The following is a 20,453-nucleotide window of genomic DNA, read 5'->3' as shown; positions in this document are numbered from 1 at the left end:
CGACAGCCCGTCCGTGCAATACAGCGCCTTCCCCGCGGGAAAGCATGCCCGCGCTAGGCTCGGGCAAGCGCCAGCCGCTGGCAAGAGCGCCATCGGGCCGCGCTGTTTGCAACGGTTCGTTACGGGGATCGCCCGACCCGTTCACCGGCCTGCGCCTAGAATCCCCTCGTCCTCTTTCCGGAGCCGCCCATGCCGCATGACCGCCCCGCCCCGGCAGGCGCGCGCCGATGCGTGTTCGCCGCGATGCTGGCGATGGTCGTGGCGTCCGTTCCAGCGTTCGCGGAACAAGCGCAGACCTACGCCCTCGATCCGGTGCACACGCGCGTGCTGTTCGCGATCGAGCACGCCGGCTTCTCCAAGGCGCTGGGCACGGTTTCGGGCAGCACGGGAACGCTGGTGTTCGACCGCGACGACTGGCGCAGCGCGCGGCTGGACGTGCGCGTACCGCTGCAGCGGCTGGACCTGGGCGATGCGGAATGGAACGAGGCGGCACTGGCCGCCAACCTGCTCGACGCCCGCCGCCATCCGGAAGCGCATTTCGTTTCCACCGCCGTCGAGCCCGTTGACGCGGATCACGCACGCGTCTGCGGCGACCTCACCCTGCGCGGCGTGACGCGGCCGCTGTGCATGGACGTCATGCTCAACGCACTCAAGCGCCATCCGATGCCGCCGTTCCGGCGCACGGCCGGTTTTTCCGCCACCGCCACGCTCAGCCGCGCGGACTTCGGCATGAGTGCATGGAAGACGGTGATCGGCGATGCGGTGGAACTTCGTATCGAAGCCGAGGCCGTGCGCGAACGCGGCGAACCCGCCACGGCACCCGAAGCCGAACCGGTCGAGCCCGATCCATCCACAGCAGAGCCCACGCCATGATCCTCAAGAATTCCCAGGACCGCTGGGGCCCCGTCAGCCAGTTGCTCCACTGGCTCATCGTGCTGCTGATCCTCGGACTGGGCGTGATCGGCCTGGTGATGGTCGAACTGCCGAAGTCGCCGCGCTGGTTCTGGGTGTACGACCTGCATAAGTCGTTCGGCCTGACCGTGCTCGCGCTGGTCACGCTGCGGCTGCTGTGGCGCTGGTTCGCCGGCGCGCCACGCCCCGTCGCCGGAACGCCGCACTGGCAGGAACGCATCGCCACCGTCACACATGGCCTGCTCTATGCGTTGACATTTGCCGTGCCGCTTTCGGGCTGGCTGTACGACTCGGTGAGCGGGCTGCGCCCGTTGCGATGGTTCTGGTCGTTCAAGGTGCCAAAGCTCGCCGACCCCAGCCAGGCCCTGCGCCCGCTGGTGCGCGACTGGCACGAATGGCTGTTCTGGGCGCTGATCGCGCTGGTGGCCGTGCATGCCGCCGCTGCGTTCTGGCACCACCTGTTCCAGCGCGACGACACGCTCACGCGCATGCTGCCGCGTCGTCGCGCTTCCGCTTCCCCCGCTTCGGAGACCCCATGATGTCCAAGCCGTCCACCCCGATCGCAATGGCCCTGGCTGCGCTGGCGATCGCCACGCCCGCTGCCGCCGCCGACTACGTGCAGGCCGCCGGCTCCAGCCTGACCTTCGCCAGCACGTACGAAGGCGAGGTGTTCACCGGCCGCTTCCCCAACTTCGCCACGAAATTCAGCTTCGATCCGAAGCAACTGGCGACGTCGAAGCTGGACGTCACCATTCCGCTGACCGGCGTCACCACCGCCAATGCCGAACGCGATGACGCACTGAAAGGCGCGGACTTCTTCTCGATCGCCAAGTTCCCCCAGGCGCGCTACACGGCGGCTAAGTTCCGCAGCCTCGGCGGTAACCAGTACGCCGCCGACGGCACCCTCAGCCTGCGCGGCATCAGCAAGCCGGTCACGCTGACCTTCATCTGGACCCCGGGCGCACAGCCCGTGCTGACCGGCAAGGCCACCGTGAAGCGCCTGGATTTCGGCGTAGGCGGCGGCGACTGGGCAGACACCGACACCCTGCCGAACGAAGTCGCGGTAAGCACGAAGGTGGTGTTTGCGGCGGTGAAGTGAGTGGGTGTGTGATCAGCGTCATCGAACCAGTGCTCTGATGTCCAACGATGTAAATCGCACTGCTGTTGCTGTTGAACAGCCAACCACATTTCTAGACCCGTAGGGCGCCGCACATGGATGTGCGGCGCTTAGCAAGGAGGCACGGATGCCGACTTGCGGGGCAGCGACCCCTTATCCGGTCGTGGGATTGCTGTGTCGGGGAAGACCCTTTCTTTGGGTTACTTTTCTTTGGGTCAGCAAAGAAAAGTGACCCGGCCGGCTTTAGACGGACGGAAGCTTTGGCTGTTGCCTCTCATATGCAACCGTGAAAGCGTGAAAAGTCCATGGATCCCCGCCTTCGCGGGGATGACGAGCAAGAGCAGCGGGAGACGAGCTTGGGCAACGCCGGATCAGCAAGAGCGACATGGATCCCGGCTTTCGCCGGGATGACGAGCAAAAGCAATCTGGCATCGACCGCTCTTCGCTAAGCCGGGATAACTGGCGCAAGTCATTGCGACGCGTCAACGCGCGCCGACGCCGCGCCGCCGCTCCACCTCACTCCGCCAGAAACGCCCGCAACGTCTCCACGTCGAACGGCCAATCCAGTTCCACCCCCCGCGTCTCGTCGCGCAGCACCGGCACACGGATGCCGTAGCGGCTTTCCAGCGCCTCGTCGTCGTCGATGAACACGCTTTCGAATTCCGGCGCCCGTGCCGCCGCCAGCACCTCCAGCGCCAGGTCGCACAGATGGCAGTCGTCGCGCTGGAACAACGTCAGTGCGGGTGCGACGGCGGGGATCACGTCATGCATCGGCAATGCGGCACGGTATGGCGGGGCGGGCCCGACGGGGCGCGTAGAATAGCGGGATTCCCGCCGCGCTCCATGTGCGTGCGGACATCCCTTCCGGAGCAGTACGTGGCCGTCAGCAGTTTCGACCTCTTCAAGATCGGCATCGGGCCGAGTTCCTCGCACACCGTCGGGCCGATGCGTGCGGCCGCGCGTTTCGTGCAGCGCTGGCTGATCGAAGGCGGCGCGGGCGATGGCAGCGAACTTGCGCGCACCGCGCGCGTGCGCGCCGAAGTGTTCGGCTCGCTCGCGCTGACCGGCCGCGGCCACGGCACCGACAAGGCCGTGCTGATGGGACTGGAAGGCCACCTGCCCAACCAGATCGATCCGGACATCATTCCCGACGCGCTCGAGCGCATCCGCGCGTCCAAGCGCATCCGCCTGTTCGGTCGCCACGAGATCGGCTTCGACGAGAAGCACGACCTCATCATGAACAAGCGCCAGAAGCTGCCGTTCCACACCAACGGCATGCGCTTCACCGCGTTCGACGCGGATGGCAACGTGATCGCCACGCGCGATTACTACTCGGTGGGTGGTGGCTTCGTGGTCAACCAGGACGAGGCGGCCGAAGACCGCATCGTCGCCGATACGACCGAGCTGCCCTACCCGTTTCATTCGGGCGACGAACTGCTCGCGCGCTGCCGCGAAACCGGCCTGGGCATCGCCGAGCTGATGTACGCCAACGAGCAGGTGTGGCGTCGTCCGGAGGAGATCGACGCCGGCCTGGACGAGATCTGGAACGCGATGCAGGCCTGCGTCGCGCGCGGCATCCGTGAGAAGGGCACGCTGCCGGGCGGCCTGCACGTGTCGCGCCGTGCCCCGGCGTTGCACGCGGAGCTGTCCTCCAGGCCGGAAGCCGCGATGCGCGACCCGCTCACCACGCTGGACTGGGTGAACCTGTACGCGCTGGCGGTGAACGAGGAGAACGCCGCCGGCGGTCGCGTCGTCACCGCGCCCACCAACGGTGCGGCCGGCATCATCCCGGCGGTGCTGCACTACTACGACCGCTTCTGCCCCGGCGCCAACATCCAGGGAGTGCGCCGCTTCCTGCTGACCGCGGCGGCGGTGGGCATCCTCTACAAGGAAAACGCCTCGATCAGCGGCGCCGAAGTCGGCTGCCAGGGCGAGGTCGGCGTGGCCTGTTCGATGGCCGCCGCCGGACTGACCGCGGCCATCGGCGGCACGCCCAGCCAGATCGAGAACGCCGCCGAGATCGGCATGGAACACAACCTGGGCCTGACCTGTGACCCGATCGGCGGGCTGGTCCAGATCCCGTGCATCGAGCGCAACGCCATGGGCGCGGTGAAGGCGATCAACGCCAGCCGCATGGCCATGCGCGGCGACGGCAAGCACAAGGTGTCGCTCGACAAGGTCATCAAGACCATGCGCGACACCGGCCGCGACATGCAGGACAAGTACAAGGAAACCTCGCGCGGCGGCCTGGCCGTCAACGTCATCGAGTGCTGAGGGTCGCGCGGGCTCTCCGGCCCGCCGACATGCCGCAGAAGCGGGCTTGACCGCGGGCTCTCGGCGCCGCGTCGCCAGCGAGCTGGCTCCTACAGAGAAAGGTTTCGCGCTCGTCGACGTATCCGTAGGAGCGAGCTTGCTCGCGATTGCGCCTTCGCATTCCCGGCTGCTGGTCGCCAGCACGCTGGCTCCTACAAGCACGATGCGAACCGATCAGCCCCGGCGTAGTAGCGAGCTTGCTCGCGATCGCCCACGCAGCCGGGTAGCCCAACCACCGCCCGCGAACCTGAATGCGCCGCCCGGTCGATCCGCCCGGCGCCGTCAAGAAATCGCCCTAAAGCCCGGGACCGCCCTGCCGATAACCAATGCGACCAACGGTCTGCTTCTCTGGGGAGGGGAGCGGCAATGCAGGGTATCTACGACCTCAGGGCTGTCGTCCTGTCGTTTCTCATCGCGTGGTTCGCGGCCTTCGTGGCGGTCCAGCTGGTTGGGCGCGTGCGCAACGCCGCGACCCGGCACGCCTCGATCTGGGTGTGGATGGGCGGCACCGCCTTCGGCCTGGGCATCTGGTCGATGCACTTCATGGGCATGCTGGCCTTCCGGCTGCCGGTGCCGATGTATTACGACGTGCGCATCACCGCGCTCTCGGTACTGCCGGCGGTGCTGAGCTCGGTGCTGGCGCTGTACGTGGCCGGGACGCGACGGCGCAGCTTCCCGCAACTGCTGCTGGCCGCCATGGTCATGGGTGTGGGCATCTGCACCATGCACTACATGGGCATGTCGGCCATCACGTTCACGCCCAGCGCGGCGTATTCGCCGTTCTGGATTGCGGCGTCGGTGGTCGTGGCAATCGCGGTGTCGCTGGTCGCGCTGCATTTGCTCACGCGGTTCTCGTGGATCGGCAACGAGCCCCGCTTCGGCGTGCAGCTGGGCGCGGCGGCGCTGATGGCCTTGGGCATCTGCGGCATGCACTACACCGGCATGGCCGCGCTGCAGATCGGACCGGGCACGTTCTGCCTCACCGGCCCCGGCGTCGTGCCGGGTGAGCAGCTGAGCCTGGTGATCGTCAGCATCGCGCTGCTGTACCTGGCGGCCATCACCATCGGCTCGCAACGCGATCTGCACGCCAGCGAGCAGCGCTTCCGCGCGCTGGTGGACGGCGCGCCGGGCGCGATGATCATCGTCGATGCGCACGGACGCATCTCGCTGGCCAACATCGAGGCCGAGCGCCTGCTCGGCTACGCGCGTGGACAACTCGTCGGCCAGCCGATCGAAGTACTGGTGCCCCAGCGCCTGCTGCCGCAATGCCCGGAAGAGCGCTCCCGCTTCCTGCGCGTGCAACGCAAGCTGCATCTGGGCGGCGGCGAGAACGAGCTGTACTGCCTGCGTCGCGACGGCACGGAAATCCCGGTGGAACTGGGCCTGAACCCGCTGACGGTGCAGGGTCGCGGCGTGATGGTGGCCTCGATCATGGACCTCACCGAACGCAAGCAGGCCGAGGACCGGATCGCGCGTCTTGCCTACTTCGATGCGTTGACCGGGCTGCCCAATCGCAGCCGCTTCGAACTGCGCCTGGCGGACGTGCTGGCACAAGGCGACCCGGATGGTTTCGGGCTGATCTTCGCCGACCTGGACGGCTTCAAGGAGATCAACGATTCGCTGGGCCACAGCGCCGGCGACCGCGTGCTCGCGCAGATCGCGCACCGCCTGCGCGAAGGCGTCGGCGAACGCGGCGAAGTGTTCCGCTTCGGTGGCGACGAATTCATCATCCTGCTGCCCGGCGGCACGCCGACCCGCGACGCGGGCATCGCGGAGGAACTCATCCGCCGCGTCGCCGTGCCGATCTGGATGGAGGGCGAGCAGCTCGGCGTCACGCTCAGCCTGGGCAGCGTGCGGCATCCGCAGCACGGACGTGACCTCGACGTGCTGCTCAAGCGCGCCGATATCGCGCTGTATCAGGCCAAGGGCGCAGGCAAGAACGTGCACCTGCGCTTCCTGCCCGACATGGAAGAATCGGTCACGCGGCGTTTCGCCCTGCTCAACGAGCTGCGCAACGCGCAGGAACTGGGCCAGCTGGTGCTGCTGTACCAGCCGGTGGTGGAGCTGCGCACGCGCCAGGTGGTCGGTGCCGAGGCGCTGGTGTACTGGGACCACCCACGGCACGGACGCATCACCCCCTCGACGTTCATTCCGGTGGCGGAAGAACACGGTCTGATCGAGTCGCTGGGCGAATGGGTGCTGGAGGAAGCCGTGCGCCAGTCCGCGTCGTGGCGCGCGCGCGGCATGCAGCCGCTGCGCCTGGCCGTCAACGTGTCGTGCGCGCAATTCCGCGAGGCGCAGCGCCTGCGCAATACGGTGGACCGCGTGCTGCGCCGCCACGGCTATCCCGCCGATGGACTGGAGCTGGAGATCACCGAGCGCCAAATCATGAGCGATCCCGAATCCAGCGTCGCCACGATGCTGGCGCTGTCGGACCTGGGCGTGGCGATGGCGCTGGATGACTTCGGCACCGGCTATTCCAGCCTCAGCCACCTGCGCGAATTCCCGCTGCGCAAGCTGAAGATCGATCGCGCCTTCACCGACCAGATCGACCGCGACGCGCAGGGCCTGGCCATCGTGCGCGCGGTGGTCGAACTGGGCCGCAACCTCGGCATGCAGGTCGTGGCCGAAGGCGTGGAACGCGAGGCGCAGGTCGGTGCGCTGCTTGCCAGTCAATGCAGCCTGGTGCAGGGATTCCTGTTCGGCGCGCCGATGTCGGCGGCGGAATTCGAACGCCGCCTGCTGCGGCCAGTGAACGCGTGAGCAGGCGACCGCTCCTATGTAGGAGCGAGCTCGCTCGCGACACGTGTTGGACGAAGACGCATCGCCAGCAAGCTGGCTCCTACACCTTGCTGCGGCGCCGACCCTGTCCTGCCAGGCTTAACAATTGACCGCAAGCCAATCGTTAACCCCCTGTGACAGTCAGCCATTGGTGGCGTGATAGGTGTAGCGCGTTCGTCGGATTGACCTGCGCCACCACCGGGAAAGCGATTTCGATCACGGAATTGGCCGATCCTCGCTGACAACGTTGTCAGCACTTCGACCTGCCTCGCACATCGGCACTGCCACGGCCGGGTCGCGCTTCTGACGGAGGTGAGCGTGTCGCATTCGAACCGCATCCAGTCCGGCTCCCTCCCGCATGCAGGCCACGGGCCTGCCCTGTCGCGTCTGCCCGGCCTCGGGCCGGTCGCGATTTCTGCAACCAGGCAATAGGCGCCGGCCCGACCGGGCCGGCTTGTGGCGGTCAATCTCGTATGGGAGGGAAGCTCGTGAGATACGCACCAGGGAATGCCGCAAGACCCGTCGCAGCGACGCTGTACGCGCTGCTTGCTTTCGCCGCACTACCCGCGGCCCACGCACAGACCGTTTCCTGCGCCGGCGTGCCGGCATGGACGGCGTCCACCATCTACAACCCCGGCGACAAGCTGGTCTATCAGAACCGCCTCTACCAGGCGAACATCCAGATCTGGAACGCGCCGCCGACGCACTGCCCGACGTGCGGCTGGTACACCGACCTGGGTGCCTGTGGCACCGGCGGCACCAACCAGCCGCCCTCGGTGACACTGACCTCGCCCGCCAACGGCGCCACCTACAACGCCGGCAGCAACATCGCGGTGACCGCCAACGCGAGCGACAGCGACGGCACCGTGGCGCGCGTGGAGTTCTTCCGCGGCACCGCGTCGCTGGGCGTGGACACCAGCGCGCCGTATGCGGTGACCTGGAGCAACGCCACCACCGGCAGCCACGCCTTCCGCGCGGTGGCCACCGACAACCAGGGCGCCAGCTCGACGTCGGCCACGGCGACGATCACCGTCAACGGCACGCCGCCCACCGACACCACGCCGCCCAGCGTGCCCACGGGCCTGTCGGCGACCGCGCTGTCGTCCAGCAGCATCGCACTGAGCTGGAACGCCTCCACCGACAACACCGGTGGCACCGGCGTCGCCGGCTACGACGTGTACCGCAACGGCAACCTGATCGCCTCGCCAACCACCACCAGCTACACCAACAACGGCCTGGCGGCGAGCACCACGTATTCGTACACGGTGCGCGCACGCGACAACGCCAGTCCGTCCAACGCATCGGCGCAGAGCGCGCCGGTCAGCGCGACCACGCTCAACGGCGGTGGCGGCGGCAGCAAGCGCGTGATCGGCTACTTCGCGCAGTGGGGCATCTACGCACGCAACTACCGCGTGAAGAACATCGACACCAGCGGCTCGGCGTCGAAGGTCACCCACATCAACTACGCCTTCGGCAACGTGCGCAACAACCGGTGCGAAGTCGGCATCACGCAACCGTCCGATCCGAACACCGGCGCCGGTGGCGATGCGTTCGCCGACTACACCAAGGCCTTCGGCGCGGCCGAAAGCGTGAGCGGCACCGCGGACACCTGGGACCAGCCGCTGCGCGGCAACTGGAACCAGCTCAAGCAGCTCAAGGCCAAGCACCCGCACATCAAGGTGCTGATCTCGCTGGGCGGCTGGACCTGGTCGCGCGGCTTCGCCAGCGCGGCGCGGCCCGAGAACCGCGTGGCGTTCGTGTCCTCGTGCATAGACGCCTACATCCGCGGCAACCTGCCCGTCACCGACGGGGCCGGCGGTCTGGGTGCGGCGGCAGGCGTGTTCGACGGCATCGACCTGGACTGGGAGTATCCGGCTGCGTGCGGCCTGACCTGCGGGACGCCGGAGGAAAGCGCCAACTTCACCGCGCTGCTGGCCGAGTTCCGCCGCCAGCTGGATGCGGTGCGTCCGGGCCTGCTGCTGACCATCGCTGCTGGTGCGGGCGTGGACAAGATCCGCGTCACCGATCCGGGCACGTACAGCCAATACCTGGATTACATCAACGTGATGACGTACGACTTCCACGGCACGTGGGATCCGCGCACGAACCATCACTCGCCGCTGTTCGACTCGCCCAACGATCCGCGCACGGGCGACCAGAAGCTCTACAACAGCAACGATGCGATGGAAGCCTTCCTCACGCGTGGCGTGCCGGCATCCAAGCTGAACCTGGGCATCGGCTTCTACGGCCGTGGCTGGACGGGCGTGGCCAGCGTCAACAACGGTCTGTACCAGACCGGCAGCGCCGCGCCGGGCACGTATGAGGCAGGCAACGAGGACTACAAGGTGCTGAAGGACCGCCCCGGCACCGTGTACACCGACGCCAATGCGCGTGCGACCTGGAAGTACGACGGCAACACGTTCTGGAGTTACGACACGCCGGCGATGGTCACCGAGAAGATGAACTACGTGAAGGCGCAGAACCTTGGCGGCGCGTTCTTCTGGGAGTTCAGCGGCGACGACGCCAGCGGCACGCTGGTGAACGCCATCAACAACGGACTGAAGTAAACGAGCGCTCTCCAGACCCGGACGACGGGTTTCCCTCCGCGCCGGTCCTCGTGACCGGCGCTTTTTTCTCGTGCAGCCTGCGTGTTTGTGCCCGCTTCAGTGACGGGCGAACACCAGCGTGGCGTTGTTGCCGCCGAATCCGAAGCTGTTGGACACCACGGTGCGCAGTACGGCATCGCGGCTGGCACGCACGATCGGGAAACCTTCCGCGCGCGCGTCGAGCTGGTCGATGTGGGCCGATCCTGCGATGAACCCGTCGCGCATCATCAGCAGGCAGTAGATCGCCTCGTGCACGCCGGCCGCGCCCAGCGAATGACCCGACAGTGCCTTGGTCGCGGAGATCGGTGGAACGCGCGAGCCGAACACCTCGGCGATGGCCTGCAGTTCGACCACGTCGCCCAGCGGCGTGGCGGTGGCGTGTGCGTTGACGTAATCGACGGGCTCGCGCACGTCCTGCAGTGCCTGGCGCATGCAGCGCACGGCACCCTCGCCGGATGGCGCGACCATGTCCGCACCGTCGGACGTCGCGCCATAGCCGACGAGTTCGGCATGGATGCGTGCCCCGCGCGCCAGTGCATGCTCGCGTTCCTCCAGCACCAGCATGCCGCCGCCCCCGGCGATGACGAAGCCGTCGCGGTGCGCATCGTACGGGCGCGACGCAGAGGACGGCGTTTCGTTGTGCGCGGTGGAAAGCGCACCCATCGCATCGAACAGGAACGCCATGCCCCAGTGCGCCTCCTCGCCGCCACCGGCCAGCACCACATCCTGCCGGCCACTGCGGATCAGCTCGGCGCCTGCTCCGATGCAATGCGCCGACGTGGCACATGCCGCCGACAGCGAGTAGCTCACGCCACGGATGCCGAACGCGGTGGCCAGCGACGCGGAAACGGTGGAGCACATCGTGCGCGGCACCATGTACGGCCCCACCTTGCGCACACCGCGTTCGCGCAGGATGTCGGTGGCCTCGATCTGCCAGTGCGGCGAACCGCCCCCGGAGCCCGCGATGAGGCCCGTGCGTTCGCTGCGCACCTGCTCCGCCGTCAGTGCGGCGTCCGCCAACGCCTGCTGCATGGCCACGTACGCGCACGCGGCGGCATCGCCCATGAAGCGGCGCAGCTTGCGGTCGATCGCCGACTCCAGGTCGATCTGCGGCACGCCCGCGACCTGGCTGCGCAATCCGGCCGACGCGTATGCCGGCTGGTGGGTGATTCCCGAGCGTCCCTCGCGCAACGACGCGGCCACCGCGTCGGCATCGTTGCCCAGGCACGACACGATGCCCATTCCCGTCACGACGACACGGCGCATCAGAAGCCCTCCGTCGACTTGAACAGCCCCACGCGCAGATCCTTCGCGGTGTAGATCTCACGCCCGTCGACGCTGGTGGTACCGTCGGCGATGACGAGGTTGAGGCGACCGCGCATCACGCGGCGGATGTCGATGGTGTACGCGACCAGGCGGGCACTCGGCAGTACCTGCCCGGTGAACTTCACCTCGCCGACGCCGAGCGCGCGCCCGCGTCCCTGCTCGCCCAGCCACGGCAGGTAGAAGCCCGCCAGCTGCCACATTGCATCCAGGCCGAGGCAGCCGGGCATCACGGGATCCCCGGGAAAGTGGCAGCCGAAGAACCACAGGTCCGGCCGCACGTCGAGTTCGGCGCGGATTTCGCCGTTGCCGTGGCGACCGCCTTCGCTGGCGATGTGGGTGATGCGGTCGAACATCAGCATGGGCGCGGCCGGCAGTCGCGCATTGCCGGGACCAAACAGTTCGCCCTGCGCGCAGGCACGCAGCTGCGCGAGATCGAACGAAGCAGACTGGGTCATCTCGATGGATAGGTGTGGAAGGCGCCGCAGCGTCGCGCACGCATTGCGGTGTTGCCTTGACTCACATCAACGGCGCATATCCATGCGCGCCCGTACGGCAACCGGGACTTTGCACGGCATCACGCCCGATCCTGCATGCGCTGCCGTACGGCATGCGCGGTTATGGTGTGCCATCCCCACAAGGAGACTCCCATGCGCCTGTCGATCCTCGCCTTCGCACTCGTCGCGTCCCTGCCCTGCGTCGCGTTGGCGAACGAAACCTCGCAGACCTACGGTGCAGAACTTGAAGGCTTCGATTACCCGCATCCGGTGAAGCATTACGAGTTCACCTCGCAAGGCACGCCGATGCGGATGGCCTACATGGACGTGGCGCCGCGCACTCCGAATGGACGCACGGTGGTGCTGTTGCACGGCAAGAACTTCTGCGCGGCGACGTGGGAGCAGACCATCGCCGCACTGTCGAAAGCCGGCTACCGCGTGGTCGCGCCTGACCAGGTTGGCTTCTGCAAGTCGACCAAGCCGCAGCAGCATCAGTACAGCTTCCACCAGTTGGCCGCGAACACGCATGCGTTGCTCGAATCGCTTGGCATCGAGCGCGCAACCGTGGTCGGCCACTCCATGGGCGGCATGCTCGCGGCGCGCTTCGCGCTGATGTATCCCGATGCGACCGAACGCCTGGTGCTGGTCAACCCGATCGGGCTGGAAGACTGGAAGGCCCTGGGCGTGCCGTGGGCCAGCGTCGATGCGAACTACGCCGGCGAGCTGAAGACGAGTTTCGAGTCGATCAAGCGTTACCAGCAGCAGGTCTACTACGGCGGGCAGTGGAAGCCGGAATACGACCGCTGGGTCGGCATGCTTGCGGGCATGTATGCAGGCGCCGGCAAGGAACGCGTGGCATGGAACCAGGCGCTGACGTCGGACATGGTGTTCACGCAGCCGATGGTGCACGAGTTCCCGCAGGTACGGGTGCCGACCACGCTGCTGATCGGCCAACGCGACCGAACCGCCATCGGCCGTGATCGCGCGCCGGCGGAACTGCGTACGCGGCTGGGCGATTATCCGGCGCTCGGCAAGCGCGCGGCGCAGGCGATACCGGGCGCGACGCTGGTGGAGTTCGAGGACCTGGGCCACTCGCCGCAGGTCGAAGCGCCGCAGCGCTTCAACCAGGCATTGCTGCAGGCGCTGCAGTCGAAGTGATTCGCGCGGGCCTCAACGCGCCGCGAACCGCAGCGCATCGTCCAGCAGGCCGGCCGCGGTGACGCCCGCGCCTGCTCCGGGGCCCTGGATCACCAGCGGCTGGTCGTTGTAGCGGTCCGACCAGATCGCCACGCGATTGTCGGTGCCGGCGCCGCCCGCGAGCGGGTGATCCGCCGGCAGCGACTCCAGGCCGACGCGGGCGCGTCCATCCTGCAGGCGCGCGATGAAACGCAGCTTCTCGCCGCGCTTGTACGCGGCGGCGTAGCGCTCGCGCAGCGACGTGTCGAGCGCGGGTAACGCGGCGTCAACACCGTCCTTCGACAGGATCGCCAGCGCGGGCGGCACCAGCGAGGTCACGTCCACCGCATCGCTTTCCAGTTCCACGCCGGCGGTGCGCGCCAGGATCAGCAGCTTACGGCGCACGTCCTCGCCGGACAGGTCATCGCGCGGATCCGGTTCGGTATAGCCGGCATCGCGCGCCTGACGCACCAGCGCCGAGAACGGACGCATGCCATCGTAATGGTTGAACAGCCAGGCCAGCGAGCCCGACAGCACGCCCGCGATGGCATGGATTCGATCGCCACCGGCCTGCAGTTCGCGCAGCGTGCGCAGCAGCGGCAGGCCGGCACCGACGGTAGCGCTGTCGCCATAACCGCTGTTGCCGACGGACGTCGCGTTGCGGATCGCACGCCACCGCGTCAGCGAAGTGCCCTGCCCGATCTTGCACGCCGTGACGACGTGGATGCCCTGCGCCAGCCAGTGCGCGTGACGGTCGGCGACGGTCTCGCTGGCGGTGGCGTCGATGACGATGCGCGTGCCTTGGCCCTGCAGTGCGGCTTCCACCGCTTCGATCGAACTGGGCTGGGCCGCCAGTGCGAGCCGCTGTCCCGCCTCGGCGGACGCGAGGCCGGAACGGTCGCTCGCGGCATGACGCGAGTTCGCCACGTGCACCAGTTGCAGGCGTCGCTCTAACGCGGTGCCGTGCCATGCGGCCAGGCGGGCCAGCACGGCGCTGCCCACCGTGCCCGTACCGAGCAGCGCGATGCGTGCGTGCGCTGGTTGCGTCAGTGCGGCGACGTCGCGCGCCAGTTCGACCGCCGCGACGCTCATCGTTTGACGCGCTCGGCGAAGGCCACCGCCTGCTCGGCACGTTCCAGCGCCGCGGCGATGTCGGCGACCAGATCGTCGGCATGCTCGATGCCCACCGACAGACGCAGCAGACCCTCGCCGATGCCGGCGGCTTCACGCGCCTCGGCCGACATCGCGGCGTGCGTCATCGTCGCCGGGTGCGCGACCAGGCTTTCCACGCCGCCGAGCGATTCGGCCAGCGTGAAGCACTGCAGGCCATCGAGGAACGCGCGTACCGCGTCCACGCCGCCGTCGAGTTCCACGCTCAGCATCGCGCCGAAGCCCGTCTGCTGGCGCGCGGCCACCGCATGGCCGGGATGCGATTCCAGGCCCGGGTAATGCACGGCAAGCACGGCCGGGTGTGCATCCAGCAACGCCACCAGCGCCTGTGTGTTCTCCTGGTGCACGCGCAGGCGCGCATCCAGCGTGCGCAGGCCGCGCAGCGTGAGGAAGCTGTCGAACGGCGAACCGGTCAGGCCCAGCGCGTTGGCCCACCAGACCAGCTGCTGGTGCTGCTGCGCATCGCGCGACACGACGGCGCCACCGACCACGTCGCTGTGGCCGTTGATGTACTTGGTCGTGGAATGCACGACGTAATCCGCGCCGAAGGCGATCGGCTGCTGTAGCGCCGGCGAAAGGAAGGTGTTGTCCACCACCACCTGCGCACCGTGCGCATGCGCGGCTTCGATGACGAAGCGCAGGTCGGTCACGCGCAGCAGCGGATTGGAAGGCGTCTCGATCCACACCACGGCGGGATCGCCAGCCAGCGCTTCGGCCAGCGCGCGCGGATCGGTGAGGTCGGCGGTGACCAGTTCGAAGGCGCCCTTGCGTGCGAGCGCGTTGAACAACCGCCAGCTGCCGCCGTAACAGTCGTGCGGCACCACCAACCGGTCGCCCGGCTTGAGCAGCGCGTGCAGAAGCAGCGTGATGGCGCCCATGCCGGTCGCGGTGATCACGCCGCCCGCGCCGCCTTCCAGTTCGGCCAGCGCCTCGCCCAGCAGGTCGCGCGTGGGGTTGCCGCTGCGGGTGTAGTCGTAGGTGCGCTTCTCGTTGAAGCCCGCGAAGCTGAAGTTGGAGGACAACACGATCGGCGGCGTCACCGCACCGAAGGCAGCGTCGCGGTCGATTCCGGCGCGGACCGCCGAGGTACAGCGATTGCGCGTGCTCATGCCGCCACCTCCACCACGTCGTCCAGCGCTTCGCCGAGGATGGCCGCGAGGGCCTGCTCCTCCTTCAGGAAGGCGTCATGGCCGTACAGCGAGCGCACCACGCGCAGCCGCGTCTCGCCGCGCAGGCGCTCGACCAGGTCGTAGGAATCCGACACGGGCACCAGGCGGTCCTCGGCGACGGCGACCACGGTCACCGGCAGGCGGATCGTGCCGGGATCCACGTCCTGCAGGTCGATGGACTCCGACAGGCGCAGGTACGCGGTCGGTGACGTGCGCGCGACGTAGGTGGCGCCGCAATGGTCGAGGTAATCCTCGGCACCCACGCGTACGCGGCCATCGCTTACCTGCGCCGGTTCGAAGCGGGCGGCGAACTCTTCCGGCGTGCGGTAGCTGAGGATGGCGAACTGCCGCGCCAGTGCCAGGCCGTGGGTTTCATCGCACTGCAATGCGCCCAGCGCGACCGCACGACGCTGCAGCGCGCGCCACGCGCTGGCATACGGGTGTGCGCGATGCACGCCGCTGATGGCGACCAGCTGTTCCAGGCGCGCGCCGTGGCGCGAAGCGAACTGCAGTCCCACCATCGCGCCGTACGAACAGCCCACGAACGCGCGCAGCCGCTGCACGCGCAGTGCATCGAGCAGTACCGCGACAGCATCGGCCTGATCCGCAGGATCCAGCGGCACATCCAGCGTGCCGTCGGCACCGATCCAGTCGAACGCGATCAGGCAGTGCTCGCGCGGATCCAGCGGCTTGCCCGCACCGACCTGCTGCTCCCACCAGCCCGCCTCGGCGAACGCCTCGCTGGCGGCCAGATGGCGATGCGCGGAGATGCCGCCGGCAACGAACACCGCCGGCTGCGCACGATTGCCGAGGATCTCGTAGCGCAGCGTCACCGCGCGGGTACCGGCATGCCGCAGCGGCAGTTCGACCTGGAGTTCGCCGCGCAGAGCCGGAACGGTGGAGGCGAAGCGGGTGGCGTGCGCGATGGCGTCCAGCACGTCGACGCGCTCGGCGCAGGGGTGTTCGGACTGGGCGGAGATGGGGGCGAGGCTCATGGCGGGCATCCTTGGTTACGGGGCCACCGAGCCTGCGAGTCGCTCGCGCACCCGCCGAAGGGGTGCACGCGCAACCATCTTTCGACCGGCGCCGCCGCGGAGGCGGGACCTGTCGCAGGAATTGGCACCTTCACCCGTGCAGCGTCGCAGCCCTGGGTTGGGTTGCCCCGGCTTCAAAGGGCCTGTCCCTCAGCCGGTCTCGATGGATGGCCGCAGTCTGCAACCGCGGGACCGGGCATGTCAATCGCTCTATCCGCATATAGCGATTTATTATTTCAGTCACGCTGCCGGCTCACAATGTGAAGGGAGCCCGAATACACTTCGGCCATGACTCCACGCCTCACGTCCGCCGCCATCATCGCTCCGGTGCTGGCGGTCCTGATCTCCGCCTGCTCCACCACCCGCCCCACCGCCCCCGCCGCTCCGCAGAAGGCGGACGCCGCCGCGACGCCCGAACTGCGCACCGTGCTGGAGCGCTACGTCTCGGCCGAAAGCGCGCAGGACGAGCTCGACTCGCTGGCCACCTGGCCCACCGAGGACGGCCGCACCTGGCTGATCGCCACCGCCAAGTCGACCCATCGCCTGGTCGTGTTCGATGCCGACACCGGCGAGCGGCTGCGCGAGGTCGGCGGCGAGGGACAGCGGCTCGGCGAATTCGACCGACCCAATGGCATCGCGGTGTACGGCGACATGCTGTTCGTGGTCGAACGCGACAACCATCGCGTGCAGGTGATGTCGCTGCCGGACTTCAAACCGCTGGGCAGCTTCGGCGACGCGCAGCTACGCAGCCCGTACGGGTTGTGGCTGACAGAGACTGAACCCGGCGAGCTGGAGGTGTACGTCACCGACAGCTTCATGTACGGCAAGAAGTTCGATGAGGTGCCGCCGTGGGCCGAGCTGGACCAGCGTGTGCGTCGCTTTCGCGTGCAGTTCGACCAGGCCGGCCACCTGCGCAGCAGCTACGCGGGCTCGTTCGGCGACACCACGCCGGACGCCGCGCTGCGCATGGTCGAATCCATCGCCGGCGATCCGGCCAACGACCGCCTCCTGATCGCCGACGAGGATCGTCGCCACGAATCGACGCTGCGCGAGTACAGCTTCAGCGGCAAGTACACCGGCCGCAGCCTGCCGCAGGACAGCTTCGGCGCGGAGGCCGAAGGCGTCGCGCTGTGGAGCTGCGCCGACGGCACCGGTTACTGGATCGCCGTGGACCAGCTGGCGCCGCTGACGATCTTCCATCTGTTCGATCGCACCACGCTGGAACCACGCGGCAGCTTCGAGGGCGAGACGACCGCGCACACCGACGGCGTCGCCCTGCACGCGGCCAGCACCGCGACGTTCCCTTCCGGCGCGCTGTTCGCCGTGCACGACGACAAGTCGGTCGCGGCGTTCGACCTGGCCGAAGTCGCGCGCGTGCTGAGCCTGTCGCCCACCTGCACGCAATAACACGATGGCCGGCATGCACCGACGCTGGGCATGGCTGCTGGGCAGTGCGGCACTGCTGACGGCGTTTGGCGCAGGCGCGGCCAAGATCTACCGCTGGACCGACCGCGCCGGCATCACCCATTACGGCGACCACGTGCCGGACGCGCCGCCGGCGGCGGTGAAGACCATTCCGGTGGAGGGCGAGCCGGGCGCGATCGCCCGGCTGCGCATCGAGAACGACGGCGACCGCTTCCTCGCCTTCGCCGACAACCGGCTTTCGGGCCCCATCGAAGTGCAGCTCGACTTCAGCCGCAGTGACAACGTGATCGGCCAGCCGATGCTGCCCGCGCGCGCCACCGTCGCCGCACGCGGCAGCGCCCTGGTGGCAGTGCTGAGTTCGGCCGATCCCGAGCGCGGCTTCGATTTCGAACTGCAGATGGAAAGCCTGCCCGGTGATCCCAATGCACGGCCGAGCAACGTCGACTACCTGCTGCCGCTGCAGCAGGCCGCCTTCCGCATCGACCAGGGCTACGGCGGCCAATTCAGTCACCGCGACGCACAGAACCGCTACGCGGTGGACTTCGCCGCCGACATCGGGACTCCGGTCGTCGCAGCACGCGACGGCGTGGTGATGCAGGTGGAATCCGACTTCGACAAGGCCGGCCTCAACCTGGAGCGCTACGGCGGCCGCGCCAACTTCGTGCGCATCCTGCACGAGGACGGCACGATGACCCTGTACGCGCACCTGAAGTCCGAAGGCGTGCTGGTACGCGTGGGCCAACGCGTGCGCGCCGGCCAGCAGATCGGCCTGTCGGGCAATACCGGTTTCACCACGGGCCCGCATCTGCACTTCGCGGTGCAGGTGAACCGCGGCATGAAGCTGGAGTCCATCCCGTTCCGCATGATCGGCCCGCAGGGTCCGCTGCGGATATCGGGCGGGTGAGGCGACGCGCTTGCGAACCACTGGTTCGCGCGTCGCCGAACGCCCAAACGCCATGCGTTTGGGCTGGGCGTGACGCACTGCGCCGTTCGCATCCATCAAGCCACGCCGCAATAAGAACTACTGCACGCCACGCCGGAGAGCCGAACCGCCGCACGTGCCCAATCGATTAATCGCCATCCACACAAAGCGCGGATTCCAGCGCAGGCAATACGGCGAGAACCATCGCCCGCCAGCCATCCCCGCGAAGGCGCCATGAAAGTCGATGCTTTTGCTCGTCATCCCCGCGAAGGCGGGGATCCATGGACTTTTCACGCTTTCACGTTGCTCTGTCAGGAGCAACAGCCAAAGCTTCCGTCCGTCTAAAGCCGACCGGGTCACTTTTCTTTGCTGACCCAAAGTCCGACTGGATTCCCTTCGGTCAAACGTAACCAAAAGAATCGACACAGCAATCCCACGACCGGCAGAGGAGTCGGTGCCTTCGCGAGTCGGACGTGGCCTTTGGCCACGTGGCCCGCACTTGCGGTGCGGGCGTTCGGGCAATGCGCGAGCCAGTGGCTCGCAACACGCATTGCCCTCACTCCATGCCTCCGCGCTCAGCAGCGCACGTCCTGCGCTGCCCTCCGGGGCTTGGGATGTGGTTGGCGTTCAACAGCAACAGCAGATGCGGTCGAACGCCTCCACCTGTGTCTTATCGTCCCACCACCCGCTTGTCGCCGAGCAAGTCACTGGATCCCGGCTTACGCCGGGATGACGGGCGAAAAGCGAAGAGCAAGGCCGACTTACGCTGCCTCGGCCGCCGCCGGCTCCACCATGTCCCGCCACTGCGGCAGCTTGTCGATCACGCCGACGTTGCGCAGGTACGCCTCGTCTACCGGCGTCTCGGCAACGAGCGCTGACGCCACGTGCACCGCGCCAGCCACCCAGAAGCCGCTCGCCTTGAGGCGACCCGGACGATGCTGGAACGCCACGCCTTCGACGATCGGCATCGGCAGGCCCCACAGGCCCAGCAGGTAGGCACCCGCTTCGGCGTAGTGAGGACCCGGCTGATCGGGACCGCCGGACACGCCCGGCAGCAGGCGGCCCACTTCGGCCAGCAGGCCGGCGGTGGCGGCGAGTTCAGCGCTCGGCCCAGCGAGCAGGCGACGCGCCAGGCGCGAGGTGCGCAGCGAGCGGTCCTGGATGGCCTCACGCTCCTTGCCGCCCAGGTGCATCGGGCCGAAGGCTTCGCTGGCCAGCACCAGGCGCAGCAGCGTCTGGTGGCCCAGGCGGGTCACCGCGGCGCGGATGTCGGTGATCTCGCGACCGCCGGAGAAGTACGCCGAGTTGCACAGGCGCAGCACCTTGGCCGCGATGGCAGGGTCCTGCGACAGCATCTGCGCGATCGCCGCGTTGCTGGCATCGGGATCGCGCAGCAGGCGGCTCAGTTCCAGGTACAGGCGCGGCGGCGGCGGCAACGAACCGATCCGGCCGATGGTCTGCTTGAGTTCCTCGTTGCCCAGCACCTGGCGCAGTTCGGCCACGCTGTCGACGGCTTCGATCAGCTCGCCTGCATCCAGCGGACGCGACAGCAGACGGTGCGCGCAATCCAGCCCCTGCAGCATCACCGCGTCCTCGTCCTGGTCCAGCAGGAGGATGCGGACCGCCTGCGGGTGCAGTGCGGCCAGTTGCGACAGCAGCACGGTGCCGGGCAGTCCGCCCGGTCGCAGGCCGCACAGGAACACGTCCACCGGGTCCGTGATGGAAAGCGCGGCGTCGGCCTGGGCCAGCCAGCTCACGTTCCAGTCCTGGCCGAAGAACCCCAGCGACTCTTCCAGCTCGCCGGCGCGGCCGGCGTCCTCACCCACGATGACAATGCGCACACCGCCTCCAGCAGAAGCCGACATTCACGGCGGATAGCGGCCGCGCGGAGGCCTTCTTTAGGGGCGGATGAACGGGGAAACCGCAAACTGCCAACCGGCGCACACTTCCTCAGTCACGGACTGCCGGAACGACACGGACCGGCGCTCCGGAGGCGGCCTGGGCGGGA

At 68.1% G+C, this 20,453-nt stretch carries 16 protein-coding genes, 1 pseudogene and 1 riboswitch; of the genes and pseudogenes, 10 read left to right on the top strand and 7 right to left on the bottom strand.

The annotated features are described in order from the left end of the window. Window positions 1–243: 243 nt before the first annotated feature. The 3 genes from VFE83_RS14955 to VFE83_RS14945 are packed head-to-tail and all read left to right on the top strand — an operon-like array spanning window position 244 to window position 2,011. Window positions 244–873: a YceI family protein gene (locus tag VFE83_RS14955; protein WP_414674761.1), complete on the top strand. Its 630-nt coding sequence runs from the start codon at window positions 244–246 to the stop codon at window positions 871–873. Continuing rightward, window positions 870–1,451, top strand: coding sequence for a cytochrome b (locus VFE83_RS14950; RefSeq protein ID WP_324907542.1), 582 nt, complete (start codon window positions 870–872; stop codon window positions 1,449–1,451). Before VFE83_RS14955 ends, VFE83_RS14950 begins: the two co-directional genes overlap by 4 nt. Continuing rightward, window positions 1,448–2,011: a YceI family protein gene (locus VFE83_RS14945; protein WP_414674756.1), complete on the top strand. Its 564-nt coding sequence runs from the start codon at window positions 1,448–1,450 to the stop codon at window positions 2,009–2,011. The genes VFE83_RS14950 and VFE83_RS14945 overlap by 4 nt, the downstream gene beginning before the upstream one ends. A 534-nt stretch (window positions 2,012–2,545) precedes the next feature. Here VFE83_RS14945 and VFE83_RS14940 read toward each other — a convergent pair. Then, window positions 2,546–2,800, bottom strand: a complete 255-nt coding sequence (locus VFE83_RS14940) for a glutaredoxin family protein (RefSeq protein ID WP_324907540.1) — start codon at window positions 2,798–2,800, stop codon at window positions 2,546–2,548. 105 nt (window positions 2,801–2,905) lie between these two features. Here VFE83_RS14940 and VFE83_RS14935 point away from each other — a divergent pair, with 105 nt between their 5' ends. The 4 genes and pseudogenes from VFE83_RS14935 to VFE83_RS19520 all read left to right on the top strand — a co-directional run bounded on the left by VFE83_RS14935 (window position 2,906) and on the right by VFE83_RS19520 (window position 9,690). Beyond that, window positions 2,906–4,303: an L-serine ammonia-lyase gene (locus VFE83_RS14935; protein ID WP_324907538.1), complete on the top strand. Its 1,398-nt coding sequence runs from the start codon at window positions 2,906–2,908 to the stop codon at window positions 4,301–4,303. 405 nt (window positions 4,304–4,708) lie between these two features. Next, window positions 4,709–7,105, top strand: a complete 2,397-nt coding sequence (locus tag VFE83_RS14930) for an EAL domain-containing protein (protein WP_324907536.1) — start codon at window positions 4,709–4,711, stop codon at window positions 7,103–7,105. A 491-nt stretch (window positions 7,106–7,596) separates the two neighbouring features. After that, a pseudogene (locus tag VFE83_RS19525) lies at window positions 7,597–8,367 on the top strand (Ig-like domain-containing protein); the annotation flags it as partial. A gap of 21 nt (window positions 8,368–8,388) precedes the next feature. Continuing rightward, window positions 8,389–9,690 (top strand): glycoside hydrolase family 18 protein, encoded by a 1,302-nt coding sequence (locus VFE83_RS19520; RefSeq protein WP_414674760.1) that lies wholly within the window; start codon window positions 8,389–8,391, stop codon window positions 9,688–9,690. 96 nt (window positions 9,691–9,786) lie between these two features. Here the strand turns inward: VFE83_RS19520 and fabB are convergent, their stop codons facing one another. Continuing rightward, window positions 9,787–10,995: a beta-ketoacyl-ACP synthase I gene (gene fabB, locus VFE83_RS14920; protein WP_324907534.1), complete on the bottom strand. Its 1,209-nt coding sequence runs from the start codon at window positions 10,993–10,995 to the stop codon at window positions 9,787–9,789. Then, entirely contained in the window at window positions 10,995–11,510 is a 516-nt protein-coding gene (gene fabA / locus VFE83_RS14915; RefSeq protein ID WP_324907532.1) for a 3-hydroxyacyl-[acyl-carrier-protein] dehydratase FabA, read from the bottom strand. The genes fabB and fabA overlap by 1 nt, the downstream gene beginning before the upstream one ends. Window positions 11,511–11,702: 192 nt before the next feature. Here fabA and VFE83_RS14910 point away from each other — a divergent pair, with 192 nt between their 5' ends. After that, the gene (locus VFE83_RS14910) at window positions 11,703–12,707 is read left to right on the top strand and encodes an alpha/beta hydrolase (RefSeq protein ID WP_324907530.1); all 1,005 of its coding nucleotides are present in this window, start codon (window positions 11,703–11,705) and stop codon (window positions 12,705–12,707) included. A 12-nt stretch (window positions 12,708–12,719) separates the two neighbouring features. Here VFE83_RS14910 and VFE83_RS14905 read toward each other — a convergent pair whose 3' ends face one another. From VFE83_RS14905 to metX, 3 genes are read right to left on the bottom strand one after another with little or no spacing between them, the layout of a single operon-like run. Continuing rightward, complete coding sequence (locus tag VFE83_RS14905; RefSeq protein ID WP_324907528.1) at window positions 12,720–13,817, bottom strand: homoserine dehydrogenase; 1,098 nt, start codon at window positions 13,815–13,817, stop codon at window positions 12,720–12,722. Beyond that, on the bottom strand, window positions 13,814–15,004 hold the full coding sequence (locus VFE83_RS14900) for an O-succinylhomoserine (thiol)-lyase (protein WP_324907526.1): 1,191 nt from the start codon (window positions 15,002–15,004) through the stop codon (window positions 13,814–13,816). Before VFE83_RS14900 ends, VFE83_RS14905 begins: the two co-directional genes overlap by 4 nt. Further along, window positions 15,001–16,059, bottom strand: a complete 1,059-nt coding sequence (metX, locus tag VFE83_RS14895) for a homoserine O-succinyltransferase MetX (protein ID WP_324907524.1) — start codon at window positions 16,057–16,059, stop codon at window positions 15,001–15,003. Before metX ends, VFE83_RS14900 begins: the two co-directional genes overlap by 4 nt. A 71-nt stretch (window positions 16,060–16,130) precedes the next feature. After that, a riboswitch (SAM riboswitch) is annotated at window positions 16,131–16,268 on the bottom strand. A 118-nt stretch (window positions 16,269–16,386) separates the two neighbouring features. Between metX and VFE83_RS14890 the strand changes: the two genes are divergently transcribed. Together VFE83_RS14890 and VFE83_RS14885 are read left to right on the top strand one after the other, a co-directional pair. Next, complete coding sequence (locus tag VFE83_RS14890; RefSeq protein WP_324907522.1) at window positions 16,387–17,505, top strand: phytase; 1,119 nt, start codon at window positions 16,387–16,389, stop codon at window positions 17,503–17,505. A gap of 13 nt (window positions 17,506–17,518) precedes the next feature. Further along, entirely contained in the window at window positions 17,519–18,427 is a 909-nt protein-coding gene (locus VFE83_RS14885; RefSeq protein ID WP_324907519.1) for a M23 family metallopeptidase, read from the top strand. A 779-nt stretch (window positions 18,428–19,206) separates the two neighbouring features. Here the strand turns inward: VFE83_RS14885 and VFE83_RS14880 are convergent. Continuing rightward, the gene (locus tag VFE83_RS14880) at window positions 19,207–20,286 is read right to left on the bottom strand and encodes an HDOD domain-containing protein (RefSeq protein WP_324907517.1); all 1,080 of its coding nucleotides are present in this window, start codon (window positions 20,284–20,286) and stop codon (window positions 19,207–19,209) included. Window positions 20,287–20,453: the final 167 nt, after the last annotated feature.

It is taken from the genome of Lysobacter sp. (assembly GCF_035655815.1).
GTDB lineage: Bacteria > Pseudomonadota > Gammaproteobacteria > Xanthomonadales > Xanthomonadaceae > Lysobacter_J.
This window is presented reverse-complemented; position numbering and strand designations above follow the sequence as displayed.

Bases quoted from the DNA above. Each gene is read 5' to 3' on its own strand.
- VFE83_RS14955 (WP_414674761.1), top strand. From the start codon at position 244: ATGCTGGCGATGGTCGTGGCGTCCGTTCCAGCGTTCGCGGAACAAGCG.
- VFE83_RS14950 (WP_324907542.1), top strand. From the start codon at position 870: ATGATCCTCAAGAATTCCCAGGACCGCTGGGGCCCCGTCAGCCAGTTG.
- VFE83_RS14945 (WP_414674756.1), top strand. From the start codon at position 1,448: ATGATGTCCAAGCCGTCCACCCCGATCGCAATGGCCCTGGCTGCGCTG.
- VFE83_RS14940 (WP_324907540.1), bottom strand. From the start codon at position 2,800: ATGCATGACGTGATCCCCGCCGTCGCACCCGCACTGACGTTGTTCCAG.
- VFE83_RS14930 (WP_324907536.1), top strand. From the start codon at position 4,709: ATGCAGGGTATCTACGACCTCAGGGCTGTCGTCCTGTCGTTTCTCATC.
- fabB (WP_324907534.1), bottom strand. From the start codon at position 10,995: ATGCGCCGTGTCGTCGTGACGGGAATGGGCATCGTGTCGTGCCTGGGC.
- fabA (WP_324907532.1), bottom strand. From the start codon at position 11,510: ATGACCCAGTCTGCTTCGTTCGATCTCGCGCAGCTGCGTGCCTGCGCG.
- VFE83_RS14910 (WP_324907530.1), top strand. From the start codon at position 11,703: ATGCGCCTGTCGATCCTCGCCTTCGCACTCGTCGCGTCCCTGCCCTGC.
- VFE83_RS14905 (WP_324907528.1), bottom strand. From the start codon at position 13,817: ATGAGCGTCGCGGCGGTCGAACTGGCGCGCGACGTCGCCGCACTGACG.
- VFE83_RS14900 (WP_324907526.1), bottom strand. From the start codon at position 15,004: ATGAGCACGCGCAATCGCTGTACCTCGGCGGTCCGCGCCGGAATCGAC.
- metX (WP_324907524.1), bottom strand. From the start codon at position 16,059: ATGAGCCTCGCCCCCATCTCCGCCCAGTCCGAACACCCCTGCGCCGAG.
- VFE83_RS14890 (WP_324907522.1), top strand. From the start codon at position 16,387: ATGACTCCACGCCTCACGTCCGCCGCCATCATCGCTCCGGTGCTGGCG.
- VFE83_RS14885 (WP_324907519.1), top strand. From the start codon at position 17,519: ATGCACCGACGCTGGGCATGGCTGCTGGGCAGTGCGGCACTGCTGACG.